The 18,579-nt window shown below is 70.7% G+C and carries 15 protein-coding genes; 7 read left to right on the forward strand and 8 right to left on the reverse strand.

All coding sequences use genetic code 11. The features are described 5' to 3' along the window. Positions 1-3 precede the first annotated feature (3 nt). The gene (locus BLW57_RS00995) at positions 4-465 is read right to left on the reverse strand and encodes a hypothetical protein (protein ID WP_093471447.1); all 462 of its coding nucleotides are present in this window, start codon (positions 463-465) and stop codon (positions 4-6) included. 643 nt (positions 466-1,108) lie between these two features. Between BLW57_RS00995 and BLW57_RS01000 the strand changes: the two genes are divergently transcribed. The 3 genes from BLW57_RS01000 (at position 1,109) to BLW57_RS01010 (ending at position 2,322) form a co-directional block, all read left to right on the forward strand. Beyond that, entirely contained in the window at positions 1,109-1,546 is a 438-nt protein-coding gene (locus tag BLW57_RS01000; protein WP_093471448.1) for a cupin domain-containing protein, read from the forward strand. 45 nt (positions 1,547-1,591) lie between these two features. Further along, on the forward strand, positions 1,592-1,804 hold the full coding sequence (locus BLW57_RS01005; protein ID WP_107450006.1) for an SOS response-associated peptidase family protein: 213 nt from the start codon (positions 1,592-1,594) through the stop codon (positions 1,802-1,804). Positions 1,805-2,127: 323 nt separating this feature from the next. After that, entirely contained in the window at positions 2,128-2,322 is a 195-nt protein-coding gene (locus BLW57_RS01010) for a hypothetical protein (RefSeq protein WP_093471450.1), read from the forward strand. Between the two features lie 247 nt (positions 2,323-2,569). Here BLW57_RS01010 and BLW57_RS41970 read toward each other — a convergent pair whose 3' ends face one another. After that, the gene (locus tag BLW57_RS41970; protein WP_371127766.1) at positions 2,570-3,073 is read right to left on the reverse strand and encodes a GNAT family N-acetyltransferase; all 504 of its coding nucleotides are present in this window, start codon (positions 3,071-3,073) and stop codon (positions 2,570-2,572) included. Here BLW57_RS41970 and BLW57_RS41775 point away from each other — a divergent pair. Both BLW57_RS41775 and BLW57_RS01020 read left to right on the forward strand, forming a co-directional pair. Beyond that, on the forward strand, positions 2,990-3,304 hold the full coding sequence (locus BLW57_RS41775) for a hypothetical protein (RefSeq protein WP_180361925.1): 315 nt from the start codon (positions 2,990-2,992) through the stop codon (positions 3,302-3,304). The genes BLW57_RS41970 and BLW57_RS41775 overlap by 84 nt on opposite strands. Positions 3,305-3,465: 161 nt before the next feature. Continuing rightward, positions 3,466-6,852: a S8 family peptidase gene (locus BLW57_RS01020; protein ID WP_093471453.1), complete on the forward strand. Its 3,387-nt coding sequence runs from the start codon at positions 3,466-3,468 to the stop codon at positions 6,850-6,852. A 141-nt stretch (positions 6,853-6,993) separates the two neighbouring features. Here BLW57_RS01020 and BLW57_RS01025 read toward each other — a convergent pair whose 3' ends face one another. The 3 genes from BLW57_RS01025 to BLW57_RS01035 all read right to left on the reverse strand — a co-directional run bounded on the left by BLW57_RS01025 (position 6,994) and on the right by BLW57_RS01035 (position 12,202). Next, entirely contained in the window at positions 6,994-7,992 is a 999-nt protein-coding gene (locus tag BLW57_RS01025) for a helix-turn-helix domain-containing protein (protein ID WP_093471454.1), read from the reverse strand. A 1,456-nt stretch (positions 7,993-9,448) separates the two neighbouring features. Next, entirely contained in the window at positions 9,449-10,378 is a 930-nt protein-coding gene (locus BLW57_RS01030; RefSeq protein WP_093471456.1) for an NmrA family NAD(P)-binding protein, read from the reverse strand. Between the two features lie 852 nt (positions 10,379-11,230). Continuing rightward, a complete protein-coding gene (locus tag BLW57_RS01035; protein ID WP_093471458.1) occupies positions 11,231-12,202 on the reverse strand; it encodes an alpha/beta hydrolase in 972 nt (323 codons plus the stop codon). A gap of 1,298 nt (positions 12,203-13,500) precedes the next feature. Between BLW57_RS01035 and BLW57_RS01045 the strand changes: the two genes are divergently transcribed. Next, positions 13,501-14,043 carry an SMI1/KNR4 family protein gene (locus BLW57_RS01045; protein WP_093471459.1) on the forward strand — a complete coding sequence of 181 codons (543 nt, stop codon included), beginning with the start codon at positions 13,501-13,503 and terminating at the stop codon, positions 14,041-14,043. A 210-nt stretch (positions 14,044-14,253) separates the two neighbouring features. On the opposite strand, the gene BLW57_RS41975 is transcribed toward BLW57_RS01045, so the two are convergent. Continuing rightward, complete coding sequence (locus BLW57_RS41975) at positions 14,254-15,144, reverse strand: hypothetical protein (RefSeq protein ID WP_256339323.1); 891 nt, start codon at positions 15,142-15,144, stop codon at positions 14,254-14,256. Positions 15,145-16,418: 1,274 nt separating this feature from the next. Between BLW57_RS41975 and BLW57_RS01060 the strand changes: the two genes are divergently transcribed. Further along, entirely contained in the window at positions 16,419-17,159 is a 741-nt protein-coding gene (locus BLW57_RS01060; protein WP_093471461.1) for a Type 1 glutamine amidotransferase-like domain-containing protein, read from the forward strand. A gap of 276 nt (positions 17,160-17,435) precedes the next feature. On the opposite strand, the gene BLW57_RS01065 is transcribed toward BLW57_RS01060, so the two are convergent. Together BLW57_RS01065 and BLW57_RS01070 are read right to left on the reverse strand one after the other, a co-directional pair. Next, a complete protein-coding gene (locus BLW57_RS01065) occupies positions 17,436-17,792 on the reverse strand; it encodes an SH3 domain-containing protein (protein ID WP_093471462.1) in 357 nt (118 codons plus the stop codon). Between the two features lie 14 nt (positions 17,793-17,806). Continuing rightward, positions 17,807-18,280 (reverse strand): hypothetical protein, encoded by a 474-nt coding sequence (locus BLW57_RS01070; RefSeq protein WP_093471464.1) that lies wholly within the window; start codon positions 18,278-18,280, stop codon positions 17,807-17,809. Positions 18,281-18,579 lie beyond the last annotated feature (299 nt).

Genomic DNA, 18,579 nt, shown 5'->3' on the forward strand with positions numbered 1-18,579 from the left:
ATTTCAGTCGTAGAAGAAGAGCTCAAGGTCCTCGATGGACCCAGGCCCGGTGAGGAAACCCTCGGCCTTCGCGATCTCGTCTTCTGGTGGCAGTTCGCCCTTCAGGAGCTGCTGCATCCAGATTTCTCCCTGCTCGCCGACCGCATAGATGCCAGACAGCAGCTCAGACATGCCAGCAGGGTTTGTCGGGATGCGTCCGGCGACCGGTTGGAGCACCCAACCGCCCGACCGGGCCGCGAGCCGCAGCACCCCGGCCCAGTTCGCGATCCTCGCTATGCGTATGTGCCACGAGTCCTCGGTGAACGGGGCCATCCGCCCACCGTGGAGAGGGTTGGTGGCGGCAGCGATGTCCCTGATGACTTGCCGTTCCACGGCGTCACGGACCCAGCGCCCTTCCTGCGCTTCTTCGATGGCGGCCTCCCACCACGTCCACCCGCCGTCGAGTCGGTCCGCGAATGTGTCCATGTGGACAGGGTTCCACGCGCGATGCCGCAAGCATTCAGGGGGCGCCGATCAGTGGATCGACTCATCAAGGAGACAGGCTCTAGGCCCCTTCGAGGCGGACCCGCCCCCGGTGCAGCCCGATCCTCCGCTGGAAATCCGGACAAGGCCCCGCCGAACCCCTACGAGGAGGCCCCCCGGTAGTGAGTGGCGGCCGTCACCCAGCTGAGGGCCGGGGGCGGCACTTCCGGCGTGGTCATGCCCGCGATGGTCCCGCTGAGGGCGGCACGAGACATCCGCAGATTTACGTAAAAGCGCTACTCAATCGCACCGCTGCGGGTGACGGCCCGCGGCGCCGTGACGGACCACTCGACCGCGGGTGCCAGGCCTTCGGGGGCGGGCCAGCCGTTGATCAGGGCGCGCAACTCGAGGTACCGGTCCCAGCGCGCGTCGTTCCCGCCGGCAGACGCCCCAGCAGCAGCCGGTGCAGCCCGGCGTCGTCGGGGCGGCCGCAGGCGCGGGCGCAGCAGGCGGTGAGCGCCGCGACGACGGGCGCGCGGCCCGGGCGAGTCGGGGGCGCCTTGCTCTCGGACCAACTGATGCGCATTCGCTTCCCGATCGTCAGCCCCGAAGGCGCCGGCCAGAGGGTTCGGGCAGGCTGGTCGTCATGAGCGTGATCTCTCCCCTGGTGCAGCAGTTGGGACTGGAGCCGCACCCCGAGGGCGGCTGGTTCCGCCGGACCTGGCAGACCCAGGCGCAGACCCTCCCGGACGCCCGCCGCGCCGTACGCCCCTGCGCGACCGGGATCTACTACCTGCTCCATCCCGGTGAGGTCTCCCGCTGGCACCGGGTAACGTCGGACGAGATGTGGCTGTGGCACCGCGGCCACACCCTGAGTCTCCGGCTCGGCGGCAACGGCCCCGACCCGGACCCCAGCCCGGCGGGGACGGTGGTCCTGGGACCCGATGTCGAACGCGGCCAACAGCCCCAGTACCTCGTCCCGGCCGGCGCATGGCAGACCGCCCAGTGCGAAGGCGACGAGCCGGTACTGGTGTCCTGCATCGTCGCACCCGGCTTCCACTACGACGACTTCGAGATGCGCTGACCCCGCCCGTCCAGCAGCCCGACCGGGCGGTGAGAGAGTGGTGGCATGTGCGGCCGATACGTCTCCACCCGGCGCCCGCAGGACCCGGCGCAGCTGTTCCACGCCGCCGAGTGGTCCCCCACCGAGGCGCTCGCACCGAACTGGAACGTCGCCCCCACTGATGACGTGTCGGCGGTTATGGAGCGCGCCCCGCGCGGCCACGGACTGGAGAGCCTGGTTGGGCTGGGTGAACGGGCCGCCGAGCGACGAGGACATTGAGGCGATGCCGGCGGAGGCCGAGACCGAGCAGACTCCCCCCGCCAGCGGATGTGGTCCGCTCCCAGCAGCCGCGAGGTAGCCACACCGCACCCCTGTGCGAAGCTTTGGGCGGGTCGGTGCACCGCTCGACCTCAGCCGTGGAGCCCGGAGGGCATCATCCGATGACGGATTCCGGTCCGAACCCAGGCAGGCCACCCGGCCCATACACGGGCCCAGGGTGGCACGCTGCTTCCGGCCCTTACCTCTCGCCCGGCCAACCAGCGCACCCGCCGGCGGTATGGAACGGCGCTGCCATCACCGCGCTGGTCCTCTCCCTGCTGTCGTTGCTGTTGCTTCTCGGTCTCGGCGTCCTAGGGCTGCTCGTGTCGTTTCTCGTCTTCACGCCGCTGGCGCTCGTTTTCAGCATCACCGCCAGCATCCAGGTCGCCCGACGGGGCCAGCGCGGCATGGGCCTGGCCGTCACGGGATTCCTCCTCGCGCTGCCAGGATGGCTGGTCACCGCTTTCCTGTTGTGGTGACCCCGCTCTCCCTGCCGATGGAACAGGGACGCCGTCCACAGACCGACCAGTAGCTTCGTCTGCCGGAGCAGGGGCAATGTGCGGGCGGCCCAGGGCGTTCCCGGTCGGAGTGGGCTGCCGGCGATCCCCAGATCCAGAGGGCGTGTTCGGGTGCGTCCCGGATCGCTCGGGTGGTCTTGGCGATGTTGTCCGCGGTCTCGGTCTCCACCGGCGACATCGTTCGCCTTCACCGTCATGCGGTGCGGGGTTACCGCCCCGCCGTAGTCAGGACACGGTCATCCGCCGGCAGCAGGCCGGCCTGCTGCACCGGACCGAGGGCGTGGGTGAAGGTGTGGGTGGTGGTCCAGATGGCGCCGTATGCGGCCTTGTAGGCGCGCTGGCCGGGGTCGGTGGTGGTGCGGCCCAGGTCGAGTGCCGTGCATCCGTCGGTCGTCAGATCCGCACACAGCAGGTGCAGCAGGGCATGGCCCGCGGCCATTTCGCGGCAGGCCGGGTCCATCGCGGTCACCACCGAGTACACGCGCGGCCGTGGTCGAAGGCACAACTGGGCGACGCGGCTGTTGCTGCCGCCCCCTGTACACGCACACGTCCACGACGAACGCCAGGACGCCGCCTCGCGGGCCGAGGCGCTGCTGGAGTATCTGGGCCACGGCAATCTGCCACGCTCGTGGACTTCACCACCCCCGCCGACATCCCGGTCGAGCTGGCCGGAATGGCCTGGCGTGACGCCGAGCAGCCGCACCGCACGCACAGCGCAGCGTTCGCACCCCCCGTCGACGCATCCATCGCCCCGTACGTCCGGTGGCGTGCCAGCGCGGCACACAACGCCCGCTACGACGAGGCCGCTTCCCCGCGCGCTCCTGCCACACCCCAGTCTGTTCCCCTTGAAGATGCCGACATCGCGCGGCGGGTCCGCTCCATGGCCGGCCACATCACGGGATCACGTTCGGTTGAGATACGGGATCTCCGGCGGCCGGCTTGACACCACCCGGGGAGCGGCTCGATCGGTTCGTCTATGAGCCGCCGACGTGGCCACGTTTGCCCGCTTTACGAAGTATAGGAGTTGGCGCATAGGTGACTTGACGCCTGGTGGACAGGGCAATGTGCTGACCTCGGCACTTGACGGCACCACGCTGTCCTCCCATGAGAGACATGAACAACAAGCGGCGCCGCTGGGTCCGCCCTCCCCGGCCTCGGCATACGGCGGCGGCCGCCGCCCTCGTGGCGCTCGTGGCCGGTCTGACCGCCGCCCCTGGCGCCGCTCAGGACCTCGGCCCGCACACCGGGCGAACGGAAGCCGCCGCGCAAACCGGAGCGGCCCGGTCGCCGATCACCTCCCGGCACCAGCTCACCCTGATCACCGGCGACCGCGTCACGCTGGAGACGGACACCTCGGGCAAGCAGAGCGTGTCGGTCGAACCCGCCAAGGGCCGTGAACGCGTCGCGTTCATCAAGCGCCAGGCCGGCCGCGACTGGACGGTCATACCCGCCGACACGCTCCCGCTGCTCGCGACGGGCCGCCTCGACAAGGCGCTGTTCAACGTCTCCGCCCTGGTCCGGGGCAAGTACGCGCAGCGCTCGAGCCTGCCGCTGATCGTCGAGTACGCCGGGGACGCGGGCACCGCCCGGCGACAGCTGACCGCCGCCGGCGCCGACACCGTCCGCCCCATCGGCGGCACCCCCTTCGCCACCCTCGGCGAACACCGCGCGGACGCCGCCGGGTTCTGGAAGGGCATCGCCCCGGGCCGGGCGGACGCCACCTCCTTCGGAGCGGGTGTGCGCCGGGTCTGGCTGGACGGCCACTCCAGGATCCAGCTCGACAGCACGGTGCCGCGCATCGGCGCCCCGCACGCCTGGGAGAAGGGCTACACCGGCACCGGCGTCAAGGTCGCCGTGCTCGACACCGGTTACGACCCCGGCCACCCGGACCTCAAGGGCCTCGTCACCGAGTCCGCGAACTTCACCACCGAGCCGAACACCGACGACCTGAACGGTCACGGCACCCATGTGACCTCCACGGTGGCCGGTTCCGGCGCGGCCTCCGACGGCAAGTACAAGGGTGTGGCACCCGGCGTGCAGATCCTGTCCGGCAAGGTGTGCACCGCGGACGGCAACTGCGACAACTCCGGCATCCTCGAGGGCCTGGCCTGGGCCGCCCAGCACGGCGCCAAGGTGATCAACCTCAGCCTGGGCGACACGGACACACCGGAGACCGACGCCCTCGAGGCCATGGTCGACACCGTGAGCCGTGACTACGGCACATTGGTCGTGGCCGCGGCCGGCAACAGCGGTCCCGACAAGGTCTCCTCGCCCGCCTCCGACGACCGGGCGCTGGCCGTCGGAGCGGCCGAGGACGACGACGACCTCGCCGTCTTCAGCTCGGTCGGCCCGCGGGTGGGCGACTCCGGCCTCAAGCCGGACATCATCGCCCCCGGCGTCAACGTCGTCGCCGCGAGGGCGGGCGGCACCACCGCCGACGACGGCTATGTCGCGATGAGCGGCACGTCCATGGCCACGCCCCATGTGACCGGAGCCGCCGCCATCCTGTTCCAGCAGCACCCCGACTGGACGGCGGAGCAGGTCAAGCGCCAGCTTATGCAGTCGGCGACCGGCGCCAGGGAGCACGGCGCCTACTTCCAGGGCGCCGGACGCGTCGACGTCGCCCGGGCGGTCGACCAGGACGTCACCGCCGACACCACCGCACTGGGCTTCGGGCTGATCCGCTGGACGGACGGAAAGCGGCCTCCGGTGACCAAGACCATCACCTACCGCAACCCGGGCGCCGCACCGGTCACCCTTCGGCTGAAGGACAACCCGAGCAGCGGGAAGAAGGACGTGCCCGCTCCCGCCGGGCTGTTCCGGCTCAGCGCCGACACGGTCACCGTGCCCGCGCACGGAACCGCGGCCGTCACCCTCACCGCGACCCCGGAAGCCACCACGACGTACGCCGCCTACAGCGGCGTGGTGACCGCGAGCACCGCGGACGACCAGGTGTCGGTGCGCGTCCCGTTCGGCATGGACGTCGAGCAGCCGTCCTACGACCTGCGCATCGGGATGAAGAGCCGCACGGGCGCCGCCCCCGACAACGCCTACCTGCTCGTCAACTCGGCTGACGGCAAGGCGTACGAGGTCGAGGCGCTCGGCAAGAGCAGCACGGTGGTGCGACTGCCGAAGGACACCTACTCGGTGAGCGGCTTCTACTTCGACGCCTCCTTCACCGAGGGCACCATCGTCGGCGTACCGAAGGTCGTGATGAGCGCCGACCGGCAGGTGACCATCGACGCCCGCAAGGCGAAGCCCGTCACGGTGTCGGCACCGAGCCGCTCCGCACGCATCATGTCGGCCGAGATCGGCACGATCAGCATGGCCGGGCAGCTGCTCTCGGTCACCATGTACAACGCGATCGGCACGGATCACATCGACGGCGTGTACGCGGTGCCGACGGACCAGTGCAAGGACTCGAAGTTCACCTACCTCGTCACCAGTATCTGGGGCGAACCGGCCGGCGCGGACGGGAACCCCGCCTCGGTCTACTACCTCACGCGACCGGTGCACGGCGCCATCCCGGCGGATCCCGCCTACAACCCCCGCAAGTCGGAACTGGCCAGGGTGAACACCACGTTCGCCGCCACCACGCCGGGAACCACGGCCACGCGCATCGTGTGGACGTACGTCGGCAACGTCCGCTTCAGCGGCCGGGCGATGGAGGGGATTCCGGTCCCGGCCCGGCGCGTCGACTACTTCTCGGCGGCAGACGGCCTGCGCTGGCAGACGGCCTTCGACCAGAACAGCTTCCTCGATCCGGACGCGCACGGGCAGAGCTATCTCAGCGACCTGCACGGCTACAAGGCCGGCTCCCAGGTCGACGAGCGCTGGAACGGCGGGATCCAGGCCGTGGGCCTCTCGTCCCAGATGGCCGCCTTCCGCGAGGGCGACACGATGTACCGGCCCTTCCAGTCGGCCGCGAACGGCAACCTCGACCTGGTGGCCGACACCACGTCCGGCCTGCCCGAGGTGAAGCTGTGGCGCAACGGTGAGCTGGTCTCCCAGGACTGGAGCATGAGCGACGTCCCGGCCGACGCCACCCCCGTTGACTATCGTCTGACGGTCGAGCACAACCGTGACATGGCCCCCAGTTCCGTCTCCACGAGTGTGCAGGCGGAATGGCGGTTCCGGTCGCAGACCACGGCGACCCGGCAGGCGCTGCCGCTGTACGCGGTCCGTATGTCGCCGAAGCTGGACGAGTGGAACCGGGCCAAGGCCGGCCGCAAGCTCGACATCCCGGTCCTGATCCAGCGGACGGCCGGCGCCCCGGCGTCGCCCATCCGCGTCTTCACCACCGAGGTCTCCTTCGACGAGGGGAAGACCTGGCAGTCGGTGCGGGTCAAGGGCTCCGGCATGGAGCACACCGTGACCGTGGAGCACCCGCGCCGCGCTGCGGGCGGCTCGGTCAGCCTGCGCGTCCACGTCGAGGACGCGGCGGGCAACTCCTTCAAGGAGACCGTCATCAAGGGCTACCTGCTCAAGTAGCCGCCTTCGCGTAGTACCCACTCGAGTAACTGCTTCCGCGAGTAGCGCAGCCCGGCCGCAGCGGCCGGACGCACACGAACAGGGCCCGCCGGACACGTCCGACGGGCCCTGTTCGTGAGGGTTGCGGCGTCCGCCGTACTCTCAGAGCCAGTCGCGGCGGGCCGCGTGCCAGCCCAGCTGCATACGGGTCGCGACGCCCGCCAGGCTCATCAGGCCCTGGATACGCCGCTGGACGGTGCGCTTGCTGACCCGCAGCTGTCCGGCTATCGCCTCGTCCGTCATACCGGCGACCATCAGGGAGAGCAGGTGCCGGTCCTCCCCGACCGGCGAGGCGGCATCCGTGGTGCCGGCGCCGCCGATCTGGCCCTCCTCGGTCACCCGGAGCGGGGCACCGATCTCCCAGTGGTGTTCGAACAGGGCGATGAGCGCGTCCAGCAGGCTGCTCTCCCGCACCACCGCGGCCCGCAGCTCCCTGGGGTTGCGGGACGTGCCCGAGGCCGCCAGCGGCAGGATGGCCACCGAGCGGTCGGCGATCGCCATCCGCAGCGGCAGCAGAGGCACCGCCCGGGCGACCTCTCCGGCGCACACGCCCTTGACGACAAAGTCCACCGAGTCGGGGTCGTCGAAGTACGCCTGCTCGTACAGGGCCCGGTAGAGCACGCCCCGGTCCAGCGCGTCGAACTCCTCCTGATTGCTCTCCGGTGACATGGCCACGTACTGGGCCTTCACGAACCACATCATCTCGCGGCAGGCGCCGTCCTGGAGCTGCCGCAGATGCTGGCGCAGTGCCGCGGCGCCGGTGATGATCTCGACGGCCTCGCCCGTGCTCCGGGCCCATGCGCTGCGGCGGTGTGTCTCCGCCAGTTCGTAGACGGCGGCCCGGGTCTGTTCCAGGGCGTCGAAGTGGCGTTGGAGCCGGGGCATGAGGGCCACCTGCGGCGGCACGGCCGTGAACCATTCGGGACTGTCCTCGACCACCGACGCCAGGCCCTTGTGCTCCAGCGCGCGCAGCAGCAGCCGCGCGGTGACGACGTCGAGGGCCGAGCGGCCGGAGATGTCCTGAGCGGACGCCGTCCCGGTGGCGACCAGAAGGCGGTACACCTCGCTCTCGTCGGCCGTCAGGCCCACCGTCTCCAGCATGTCGCCACCTTTCTCACCATCCTGGCCGCCTCCGCCCCGGTTTCCCGTAAGGGAACGCGGTGCACCCGGCGGATGTTCCATCAGCCCCTGCGCCCAGGCACCACGACGGTTGTCACCGGCGATCTGGTTCACCGTGACGGAGCGGTGCCGTCAGCATCTGGTGGATGCGGCTGGGCTCCGCCAACGCAAAGGCTGTCCCCGAACGCAGGAACCCCCGTCGCCACCTGGCCGACGGGGGTTCCTCAGCTGTCACGTTCCTGTCACCAACACCATCGACGCACCTGGACCCCGAAGGCCCACCTGCGTGAACGGCATCGATCTAGACCACGTGGACACCAGCAGACGCTTCCGCCTACCTGCGCCATGTGGTATCGCGGCCCACTCGCTAGCACCACGTACCACTCATCAAGATCCGGACGTGGTGCGGACCGAACCAGCCTGGCACTCGACGTTTCCACTCTTTGTCGCAGGTCAGGAGCGTGGTCAGGCGTGTACCACCAGCAGACGAAGAACCTCCTGGTGTCGTACTCGGCGAGAAGCTCGGCTTCATCTAGATCCGTCCGACGGACTTACGGACGGATGCGCAGGCCGAACGACGAAAGGGCGTCCGACCGGGCCAGGTGCCCTGCGGGCGCCCTCTTGAGCCGGCCGCGGAGCTTGAGGTGGCCCCGGCTCTTGAGGTGGCCGCCGCAAGCGCCTGCGCCGGGGTGACAGGAGATGCTGGGAGGGAGAGCGACCGACGAGGACGGCCTGGATTCCCTCCTGGCCAGCTCGAGCCGCGGATCCTTGGGGCGCGCGTGTGGCCCGGTGACCTTCCCGCACAAGAACAGTGCCACCAGCCCGGCCGGGCGTGCTCTCCAGCTCCGGGCCGTCGCTCGCTCTACACACGTTCCGCCAAGGCCGGGACCATGAGCTGGGCCACCGCTTCCGGCGGCCCGCTGAAGCAGACTTCGCTGGAGGACGTCTGCGGCGGCTCACTCACGACGTACTGCTCCCCTGTGCTGCGAACGGTTCCGCAAAGTGAACTCCTCTGTTAGCGGAAGTTCCCTACCCACACCCCGCCCCAGTGGTGAAGCCATCGGGTTCGATCCGGCGCGCTCCGGCCCGAACGTGGTCCCCGCGACCGCACGGGCCCCTGCGCGCCAGCGGCGTCCTCCACCGGCGCGCCGCCCGGCCGCCCGGAGACTACGGCCCCGGCGCGGCCGGGCCGGTGCTCCGCGGACCTCTGCTCATGCTCCGCCGCGGCGGGCCGGGACGGGCGCCGCGGATGCGGGGGCGAGGTGCGGGATGCATGCTCCTTGAGAAGCCGGATTCTGGACATGCTGGAGGAGCGGCGGTCTGCGGGCAAGAGACCGGTGAAGGCCGGGGAGACGGCGGTGGAGCCGGGCCCTCGACATGGAACACCTGTACGGCCGTGCTGTCGGAGGGGGCGTACACCGCACGACGAGGGCAGGGTTCAGAGGCTGAACAGGCTGGGGTTGTCGCGGACGTAATCGGCCACCCCCGATGGAGGCCGCCCGGTGACCTGCTCGACCCCGTCCGCCTTGCGGTCGTATCGATTCTCGGCGTGAAGACGAGCCATGGTGGAGATGTGCTGAAAGGCATGGTCCGGCAGCCCCAGCGGTCTGAGATCATCGTTGATCCATTCCTGCAGCGGGACGTCCGTGTACCTGACCGGTCGTCCCAGAGCTGTGGAAAGCTCTGCCGCCATGACGGCGGCGTCCTCCGAGCGCGGGCCGGTCAGCTCGTAGATTCGGCCGATGTGCGGGGACGGATCGGCCAGGATCTCCTCAACAACCGCGGCGACGTCCCGAGCCGTCACAGGGGAGGTTTTCGCCCGGCCGAAGGGCAGTCTGATGCTTCCGTTCTTCGCGATCGAGGAGAAGCCGACACGGAACAGCGGGTTCTCCATGAAAACAGTGGGCCTGATCTGGACGACGGGCAGGCCTGACCAGCCGAGGACCTGCTCCACCAACCAGTGCTGCCGCTGCTGCACGGACTCAGAGGTGCTGGTGAGATCCATCTCCGAGACAGTGAGCTGCGACATGTTCACGAACACTTCCAGGCGTCCGTACGCGCGGGCGACGGCCGCTGCCGTCACGGCAGCCTCCAGATACTGTGCCGACACACCCATACCGAAGTACATACGTCCACAACCGGCCAGGGCGTCGGCAACGTCGACCGCGCGCGTCAGGTCTCCGACGACGACCTCCGCTCCCATCGTGCGCAGCGCCTCCGCTCGCTCATCCTCGCGATGCGCCATGGCCCGGACGCACAGGCCCCTTTGTTTTAGGCCCTCGACCACATATCGGCCGACGGCACCGACACTGCCCGCCGCGCCCGTCACCAGAATGGGCAGCGCGCGGGCTTCCGGGGTGCCGTCCATACGAGCAGACTGGGGTGCGCACCGCCACGGCGCAACTGGAGACGGCCGGCCTCGCCGACGTTGTGCCAGGCAGTCACCGTCTGTGAAGCAGGTCGGCCTGTTCGTCCGCCTCGGGTTCCGAGGCCGTCCTCTGTACCGCTCGGCGCGGAGTGTGGTCCGTGCAGTGGCCGGGGTGATACGCCGGGGCATACGGGAACGCGGTCGGTAGCGACGGGGGCTGTCGGCGGGGTCGGCTACCTTCGAAAGGTCCCGAGTGGACCGCGCGTTCCCGCGCGCCTGATGGCTGCGGGCCGGGCGGGAACGGTGTGCTCGCCCCCCGGTTGTTCTGGCTCGGGGGCGGCCTCTTCCCAGCACCGGCTTTCCCCGGCCTCGCCCACGGTCCGGGCACCGGCCCGTGGGCGAACTGACCACACTCCGCCACCCCCGCGGACCGGACCCATTCCCCTCCCTGCCGACAGGAGACCCCCGCCGTGGCCCACACCGACCCCGCCATCCCCCTCACCCCATCACCGAGTGCTGGCCGGCGTGACAAGCCCGAACGGCAACCGCCCGCCAGAGTGCACCGAGATCGACCCCTGCGAGCCGTGCACCCAGGACGCGGAAGCTGCGGTAATCGAAGCCTCCATGGGCCTGCACGACCGACCGACAGGGACAGCCGAACCCCGACGGACGTCTACGACGCCTGCCTGCCGCCTCAGCCCACGACGCTGAGGAGCGCTACCTCATGGACGCCGAGGAGACCAGCAGCGAGACCGTCAGCCTGCGCGTCGACTCCACAACACGCCTGGACCCGGACGTGGCCCGCCGGCCGCAGGAGGCCCTCATCCGCCTCACGACGTAATACGACACGCTTCAGGGGTGCAGTGCTCGTTGCAGTGCCTCGATGGCGAGTGTGCGCGCGACCGTGGTCGCCTTGGAGTCGCGGAGGCTGTCGAGCATAAGGAAGTCGTGGACCATTCCCAGCACTCGGACCGCGGTGACGTCCACTCCTGCCTCGCGGAGCTTGGCCGCGTAGGCCTCGCCTTCGTCACGCAGTACGTCGGCCTCGTCGGTGATGACCAGTGTGGTGGGAAGGCCACGGAGCTGCTCGATGTCGGCCCGCAGCGGCGAGGCATAGATTTCGGTGCGCTGCTTGGGGTCCGAGGTGTACGCGTCCCAGAACCACTTCATCCCGTCGCGAGTGAGGTAATAGCCGTCGGCGAACTCCTGGTAGGACGGAGTGTCGAAGTTCGCGTCGGTGACGGGGTACAGCAGCACCTGGGCAGTCAGTTGCACATCTCCGCGTTCCTTGGCCATCAGCGCGAAGACCGTCGACATGTTGCCGCCCACCGAATCGCCGCAGACCGCTATCCGTGAGGCATCGAGGTTCTGTTCCCCGCCGTTTTGGAGGATCCACTTCCCGACCGCGTAGTTCTGCTCGATCTGAGTCGGATACTTCGCCTCGGGGGCCCTGTCGTAGACGGGGAAGACCACCGCGGCGTCCGCTCCGACCGCCAGTTCGCGGATCAGCCGGTCGTGCGTCTTCTCGTCGCCGAACACCCATCCGGCGCCGTGGATGTACAGGATCACCGGAAGGGTTTTCATCGTTCCCCGGGGACGGATGATACGCGTGCGGACGTTGCCGTACTGCCCGGCGTCGATGGTCACCCAATCCTCGTCCACCGCCGGCTTGGCCACCCCTTTCCCTTCCTGGAGACCATCGAGAATCTCGCGGCCGTTCTCCGGCGAGACCTCGTAGATGCGCGGATGTGGCGACGTGGCCTCCGTCAGCTCCCGGGCAGAGGGTTCTAGGACTGGGGTTGCGACGGATCGAGAAGCGGGCATGCTGCGCCTCCTGCCTAAGATGTAGCGGTACATGCGGCTGGCTCACCTCCCATCGTCTCTCAGCAGCGCATCGGTGCAAATCGCGGGACAGGCGTGAAGCCCAGGTCACGTTGGGTCGTCGAGGTCGCACCATGGCGCGGAACCACCGTCGGGTCCCGGCTTGTGGCTGCACTTCCGTCCCTAAGCGGGGCACCGCCGCATCCGAAATGGCCTGCCGAAGAAACCGACGGGCCGGCTGCTCGCTCAGGCGGCCCAACCGATCAGCACGCCCCACCCGGTGAACCTTCGCGGTCACAGCAGTAGGTTCTGTCTCTTTGGCCAGCGTCGTGTCCAGATGAGAATGGCGGCGAGGTGGAGTGCGGCCTGGTAGGCGGAGGCGAGTTTGTCGGTCTGTGTGACCAGGCCGCGCCACTGCTTGAGGCGGTTGGTGCACCGTCCGATGGTGTGGCGCTGCTTGTAGGCATCCGCGTCGAAGACGGGCGGCCGCCCGCTTCGGCCAGCAGCCCGGGTCCGTCGGGGCCCGACAGCCAGGGGTGGTTGTACGTGCTGGACAGGGCGTAGAGGCGGTCGGTGTCGGGCACGCGGCGTCTCCCTGGTCCCGGTGGTGTGTCGTCTGGGCGGGCTGTCGGTTCAGGCTGCCGCGCGCCGCGCCGCACGCGGCCGTCGAGGGCGGCCGTTCCCGTGTTGCGGGAGCGCGGCACGCGCGGCTGCCTGCGGCGCTCCGCCAGGCGGTCCGCAGGCGGCGTTCACCGCTGGGCCCGGGGGCGAGGCTGGACGCATGGGCCGGGGAGGGAACCGTGCAGGGCCCCGGACGCGGGCGCCCGCCCGGGATTGCGTTGAGGGGCCGGGCGGGCGCAGGGGCTGAGGGGGTGTCCTCCTTACGGGCGCGCCGCGGACGAGGCGAACGGGCGCGCGGCAAGGTCCTCCGCGGGGCGGGCGCACGCCCGGGCGGCCTCGGCCGGGCGGATGACGGAGAGCGGGCGGGAGGTGGACGGGCGGCGCTGGTTCAGCGAAGGCTCCTCGAGAGGGTGAAGCATCGGTCGGACAGAGGTGATCAGCAGCAGCGGCCCCCGATCACCAGGGACAGAAGCGGGCGAAATTCGCTTATCCCTTGGGGTGGGAGGGGAGTTGATGCAGCGGTCTGGGATGCGGGAGAAAGCCGGGTTCGCGCTCCCGGCGCAGTCCGTACGGCGAACCGTCCAACCGGCTTGTCGCTCCCTGGTGTGTTCCTGCCGGATGCCGCCGGTGGCCGTATTGGGGCGCGGCTCCGGATGAGGCGCCCGTGACAGCATGCTGCGGTGACAGACACACGTGACCAGCGTCCCGACGAAGACACTCTCGACTTCCTGCGTTCCGTGTTCCCGCCGGAATGGCGCGAGCCGGCGCTCGGGCATGAGGCCGTCGCGGAGTGGGAGCAGAAGAACGGGGTGGTCCTGCCGGAGCCGTACAGGACCTTCATCGCGGAAGTCAGCAACGGGTCGAGCCTGGGCCCCGCCGGCGACGGCGGTCTCCAGCCGCTCGGCTGGCTGCCCGACACGTGGCCCGCCCCCGGCCCGCGGCAGCCAGGCGAACCGTTCCCCCTGAGCGCAGCGTGGCCGTGGGAGGACGACGGGAGTGTCGTCCCCGAGGACCCGCGGATCGACGCGGCGTTCAACAAGGGGTCCATCGTTCTCGGGGCCGAGGACGGGCCGTCGTTCTGGCTCCTGCTGACCACCGGCCCCCGCCGCGGCGAGGTGTGGATGATCGCCGACGTCGGCGCTATCCCGGTGCCCGGCGACCAGGCATGGAGCTTCGAGGAGTGGGTGCGGCGCTGGCACACCAGTGACGACTGGTGGGACTGATCCCTCCGTCCAGGGCCAGGCGGAACTCGGGCGGCCGTCAGCCGCCGCGGGCACTGCCCGTCGGCGGCTCACGGCAAAGGCATGGCGCGCGGTGGGGGCAACGCGCAGGGCCTGCGCCCGGGCACCCGGAGGGGGGTGAGCCACGGCGCGGGCCCTGGGCCGGCGGGCGGTGTCAGTCAGTCTGCATCGGCACGTCGATGTACGTGCGGCTCACCCAGCCCCAATGGCCTTGTGGGCGCCGTAGTAGGGCTTGAGGTAGCCCCAGTTGCCCCGGTAGCAGGCCCAGTAGACGCCCTGGCCCTGGGTGAGCAGCCCGAGGTTGGTGTAGCTGGTGCCGGGCCCGGTGCGGAAGTTGACGGTGGCGGTGACCCGGGTGTCGAGCTTGACCTGGTGGGTGCACGCCTTGGAGCCCGTCGCCGCGCTCGCCGGCGCGGCCGCGGCGAGCGACAGTCCGAGAACTGAGGCGGCCACGGCCATGGTCCGGACACGGTGCGCGGGCGTGGTGCGGCGGAGGGCGGACGGAAACGGCACGGCGATTCTCCCCTTGCTCGGTGGTGGTGCGGGGAGCCTGAAGCCGGGCAGCGGCCCGCAACCGGTGCGGCGTTCGGGCGTGCCAGGGCCCGGCATGGCGATCAGGGACGGCGTTCCGTGCGGTGGGACCACTCCCTGGGCGGTGCGCGCGGGGTTCAGGCGGCGGCTGGTGCGGCCGCGGGCGTGGTGGGGGCTGAGAGCAGGAGTGCGCACAGGGCGGCCGGCCAGCAGCGGGAGGGTGAAGTGGCCGCCGAGCGGACCGGCCAGGGCCGTGCCGCCGGCCACGCCCAGGCGGATCGCGCTGGACATCCAGCCGACCGCCTCCGTCGAGGTGCCCGGCGGCGCGAGCGCGGTGACGGTCAGGCTGGCCACGGTGAGCAGGGGGACGAACAAGGCCCCCGGCAACACTGCCAGGTCGAGCACGGCCGGGGCCGGGAGCGGGGCGAGCAGCGGGAGCCATCCGGCCGCGAACAGGGCCGCCGGCACCAGCAGGTGCCGTGGCTGGGGGGCGGCAGCGCTCTGGAGGCGGGCGAACAGCACGCCGCCGAACAGTCCGGCAGCGGAGAACATCGCGGGCAGCGCGCCTGCCAGCCATGTGCCGCGTCCTGCCGCCCAGCAACGGCGATCCCGGCGACGTCGAGCGCCCCGACCGTGCCGCCGAGGAACACCAGCGCGCACAGCATCAGGCGCATGGCGGGCGGGCGCAGCACCCCCAGCGCATGCCGGTGGCGGGCCACGGGGCGCCAGACTCGGGCGGGGCGCGCGGTGGCGAAGACGAGGGAGCCGACAAAAGTGGCGGCGGCCGCCAGGACGAGGGCCGCTGCCGGGGTGAAGTAGGTGGAGACGGCGACGGCGAGGGCGGGCCCGCGACGTAGACGATCTGCTGGGTGGAGGAGTCCAGGGTGTAGGCGGTGCGCACGTGGGCGGCATCCGGCAGCACCGCTGGGTACAGCGATCTCAGGCCGCCTTCCAGGGGCGGGCATCCGGCTCCGGCCAGGGCGACGCACACGGCCGTGAAGGGGAGGCTGGCGGTGCCCGCCAGCGCCGCCGCCACCAGCACGGCTCCCAGGTGGCAGGGCAGTGGCAGGCCTCGCCGGTCGGCCAGCCGCCACAGCAGGGGCAGCCCGAGCGCCGGACAGACGCCGTAGAGGGCAGGCCAGCAGCCCGGCCGTGGCCAGGGAGTGGCCGTCGGCCCGCGCGTGGAGGATCAGTGCGACGGGCACGATGCCCAGGGCCAGGCGCCCGGTCACCGAGGCGGGCAGCAGGCGGCCGCAGCAGTGGTGGCGCAGCACGGCGCGGAAGGTCGGCGGAGTGGACGCGGCCGTCGCGGGGCGGGCCGGGACCTGGTGGGTGGGCGGCTGGGGTGCGGGCTCCGCCACTTCGGCGGTGCGGGAAACTTCGCGGACCCGCACCTGGGCCATGCCTGCCTGCCTCTGCGCGAAGAGTCGTGGTGTCCCGCCGGGGGGGCCGCCCTTCGGCGGCCTCGTCAGGGGCGCACGCCGTGCGGCCGGTGGCTGCGGCAGGGGGGAAGAGCCGCTGGTGGCACAGCTCAACAGGCCCACGTCACTGCCTCAACGCCGCATCCCCGGCAGCGGGCGACGCCGCGTGCGCGCCCAGCATCTGGTGCGGCGTTCCGTCGCGCCGGTCCGCCTCACGGCCCCGCAAAGGGTGGCAACGCCGGTGGCGAAAAGCCTCACGGCTGCTCGCCCACGGCAGCGGCCGACGGCGCCCCAGAGGAAGGGGCATCGGGCAGCCGGAGGAACTATTCGATTGCGGACGTAGCCGATGGCTTGGCACGGTTCAGCACACCGTGCGCGCCTGCATCCTGATCTGAGGAGGCCCTCGTGGCTGTCATTTCGGAACGCCGTTTAGCTCTTCTTGGAGGTGGCTTCTCCACCGACGACGACGGTCTGCTGGATGACTGGGTGCTCGAGCAGGTGCGCGCTCCTCGCCCCAAGGTGTGCTTCATCCCTACTGCCAGTGGTGACGCCCCCGCCTACATCGAGCAGTTCTTCGAGGCGTTCCGGTCACGTTCCTGCGAGCCCAGCGTCTTGCATCTCTTCCGACGTGAGCTCGATGACGACGCCCTGCGCACCTTCCTGCTCTCCCACGACGTCGTCTACGTAGGTGGGGGCAACACCGCGAACATGCTGGCGGTCTGGCGCGCGCACGGCGTGGACCGGCTCCTTCGCGAGGCCTTCGACCGCGGCACCTTGCTGTGCGGCATCAGTGCTGGTGCGAACTGCTGGGCCCAGGGCTCTCACACCGACTCTTTCGGGCCGCTGACCCACCTCTCGGACGGGCTGGGCCTGCTTTCCGGCTCGGTCTGCCCGCACTACGACAGCGAGCCCGGCCGCCGATCGTCCTATCAGGCAGCCGTGGCAAACCGCGCGCTTCCGGCCGGCTGGGCGGTCGAGGACGGCGTGGGTGCCCTCTTCACGGACGGACGGCTGGCGGACGCCGTGACGCGCACGCCTCAGGCCTGTTTGTATCGGGTAGAGGCCGGCGAGGATGGCGGAGTGAAGGAGCAGGCCATGCACTGTCGCCTGCTCGTCACACCACAGCAGCCCGCCTCACCTGCATGAAGTGGAGAGGGAGCGGCCCCGCCGGGTACGGACAGGATCAGCCTTGGAGCTCGCGTTCAAAAGGGAGCGGTGGCGCGCCCTGACATGACACACGGCGGCACCCCACCAGGGGAGTGCCGCCACGGTGAAGGCGTATCGTCGGGCCCTGTCCGCTGCGCGCAGGACACCCGTTTTCCCGGCGGAGCGCAGCTCCCGGCGGCGGTGGCCGTCATCGCCCGGACACGACGAACCTGTGGCGACCCAGGCCTGCATACCCGCCTGCTCAGGCAGACGGGGTCAGTCGGCCAGGCCCAGCAGGCCGTCCTGGCGCACCCAGCCCTTGGTGCCCTTGGGCAGGCCGGATGCGGAGCGGCGGGTGAGCTTGGTGTAGACCCAGTTGTTGTGGCTGCACATCACCGTGACCTTGTCGCCCCGGTGGAGCAGCCCGCGGCTGGTGTAGCGGGTACTCGGGCCCGTGCGGTCCCTCCAGCCGTTCTTGCCCGCGGTCGCGGGGAAGTCGCGGAAGTTTATCGAGCACGTGCGGCTCTCACCGACGGCATGAGCGGCCGGGGCGGTCGTCACGGTCATCGCGGTGGCGGCCGCCACCGCGAGGGTGACGGGTACAGCCGAGCGGAGGGCGAGACGGCGCATCATGACGGGGCGACCTTTCACAGCAAGACGGGCAGGGAGGCGCCCGGGCGGCTGCCCGGGCGCAGCCGATGCAGGCCCTGCGGTGCTCGCGCCTGCCTCCGGTACACCCAGGTCGCCAACGCGTGGGTGAGTTGGACGTCGTCGTGGGCCGGGGCGCGCAGCTGCTGGGCGACGAGCTCGCCGGGGGTGTGCTCGCGCAGGCGGCCGTCCCGGGAGCTGGTGATGGCGAGAGGTTCGTCGGTGCTGTCCCCCTCCAGCTCCAGCCACCGGCGCAGCGTCTCGCTTGGCCGTGGGTGACTTCCTGCAGCACCAGCCCGGGACAGGTCGGCGCCGGGCCGACCGGCCTCTGTCCTGCCGACCGTGGGCGCCGGGGCGGTCATCCAACGCAGGGGATCCTTGTCCTCACCGACCCAGGCCAGGGCGTAGGTGTCGGCGCCCTGCCGGGCAAGCCACGAGGGGAAGTCGTCGGCGCGGGAGTCCTGCTCGCTCATCGAGGGGCTTTCTGCTCGGCGGTGGGGACGCCGCGCTGGGGTGGAGACGGCGGCTTCGGGCAGCTTGCCCGCGCCCCCAGCACCCGGTCGGCCGGCCACTGAACCCGGACCGCCCGCCGGGACACAGCACGCCGCGGCTGACGGGGACGTCCCGCACGGCGGGACGCACACTTCCCGAAAGCCAAAGGCCGTTGGCCCGGCGGCTACCTTCCCCTGCGGCTGCGTACCAACGCCACGAGGGCAATCACGACAATGGTGATCAGGAGCCAGAGGGGCGGGTCGCCGACCCCCTTGTACGC

Source organism: Streptomyces sp. 1222.5 (assembly GCF_900105245.1).
Classification (GTDB): domain Bacteria; phylum Actinomycetota; class Actinomycetes; order Streptomycetales; family Streptomycetaceae; genus Streptomyces; species Streptomyces albidocamelliae.

Excerpts from the sequence above, each read along its gene's own strand:
- BLW57_RS00995 (WP_093471447.1), bottom strand. The coding sequence starts at position 465 with ATGGACACATTCGCGGACCGACTCGACGGCGGGTGGACGTGGTGGGAG.
- BLW57_RS01000 (WP_093471448.1), top strand. The coding sequence starts at position 1,109 with ATGAGCGTGATCTCTCCCCTGGTGCAGCAGTTGGGACTGGAGCCGCAC.
- BLW57_RS01005 (WP_107450006.1), top strand. The coding sequence starts at position 1,592 with ATGTGCGGCCGATACGTCTCCACCCGGCGCCCGCAGGACCCGGCGCAG.
- BLW57_RS01020 (WP_093471453.1), top strand. The coding sequence starts at position 3,466 with ATGAGAGACATGAACAACAAGCGGCGCCGCTGGGTCCGCCCTCCCCGG.
- BLW57_RS01025 (WP_093471454.1), bottom strand. The coding sequence starts at position 7,992 with ATGCTGGAGACGGTGGGCCTGACGGCCGACGAGAGCGAGGTGTACCGC.
- BLW57_RS01030 (WP_093471456.1), bottom strand. The coding sequence starts at position 10,378 with ATGGACGGCACCCCGGAAGCCCGCGCGCTGCCCATTCTGGTGACGGGC.
- BLW57_RS01035 (WP_093471458.1), bottom strand. The coding sequence starts at position 12,202 with ATGCCCGCTTCTCGATCCGTCGCAACCCCAGTCCTAGAACCCTCTGCC.
- BLW57_RS41975 (WP_256339323.1), bottom strand. The coding sequence starts at position 15,144 with ATGTTCTCCGCTGCCGGACTGTTCGGCGGCGTGCTGTTCGCCCGCCTC.
- BLW57_RS01065 (WP_093471462.1), bottom strand. The coding sequence starts at position 17,792 with ATGATGCGCCGTCTCGCCCTCCGCTCGGCTGTACCCGTCACCCTCGCG.
- BLW57_RS01070 (WP_093471464.1), bottom strand. The coding sequence starts at position 18,280 with ATGAGCGAGCAGGACTCCCGCGCCGACGACTTCCCCTCGTGGCTTGCC.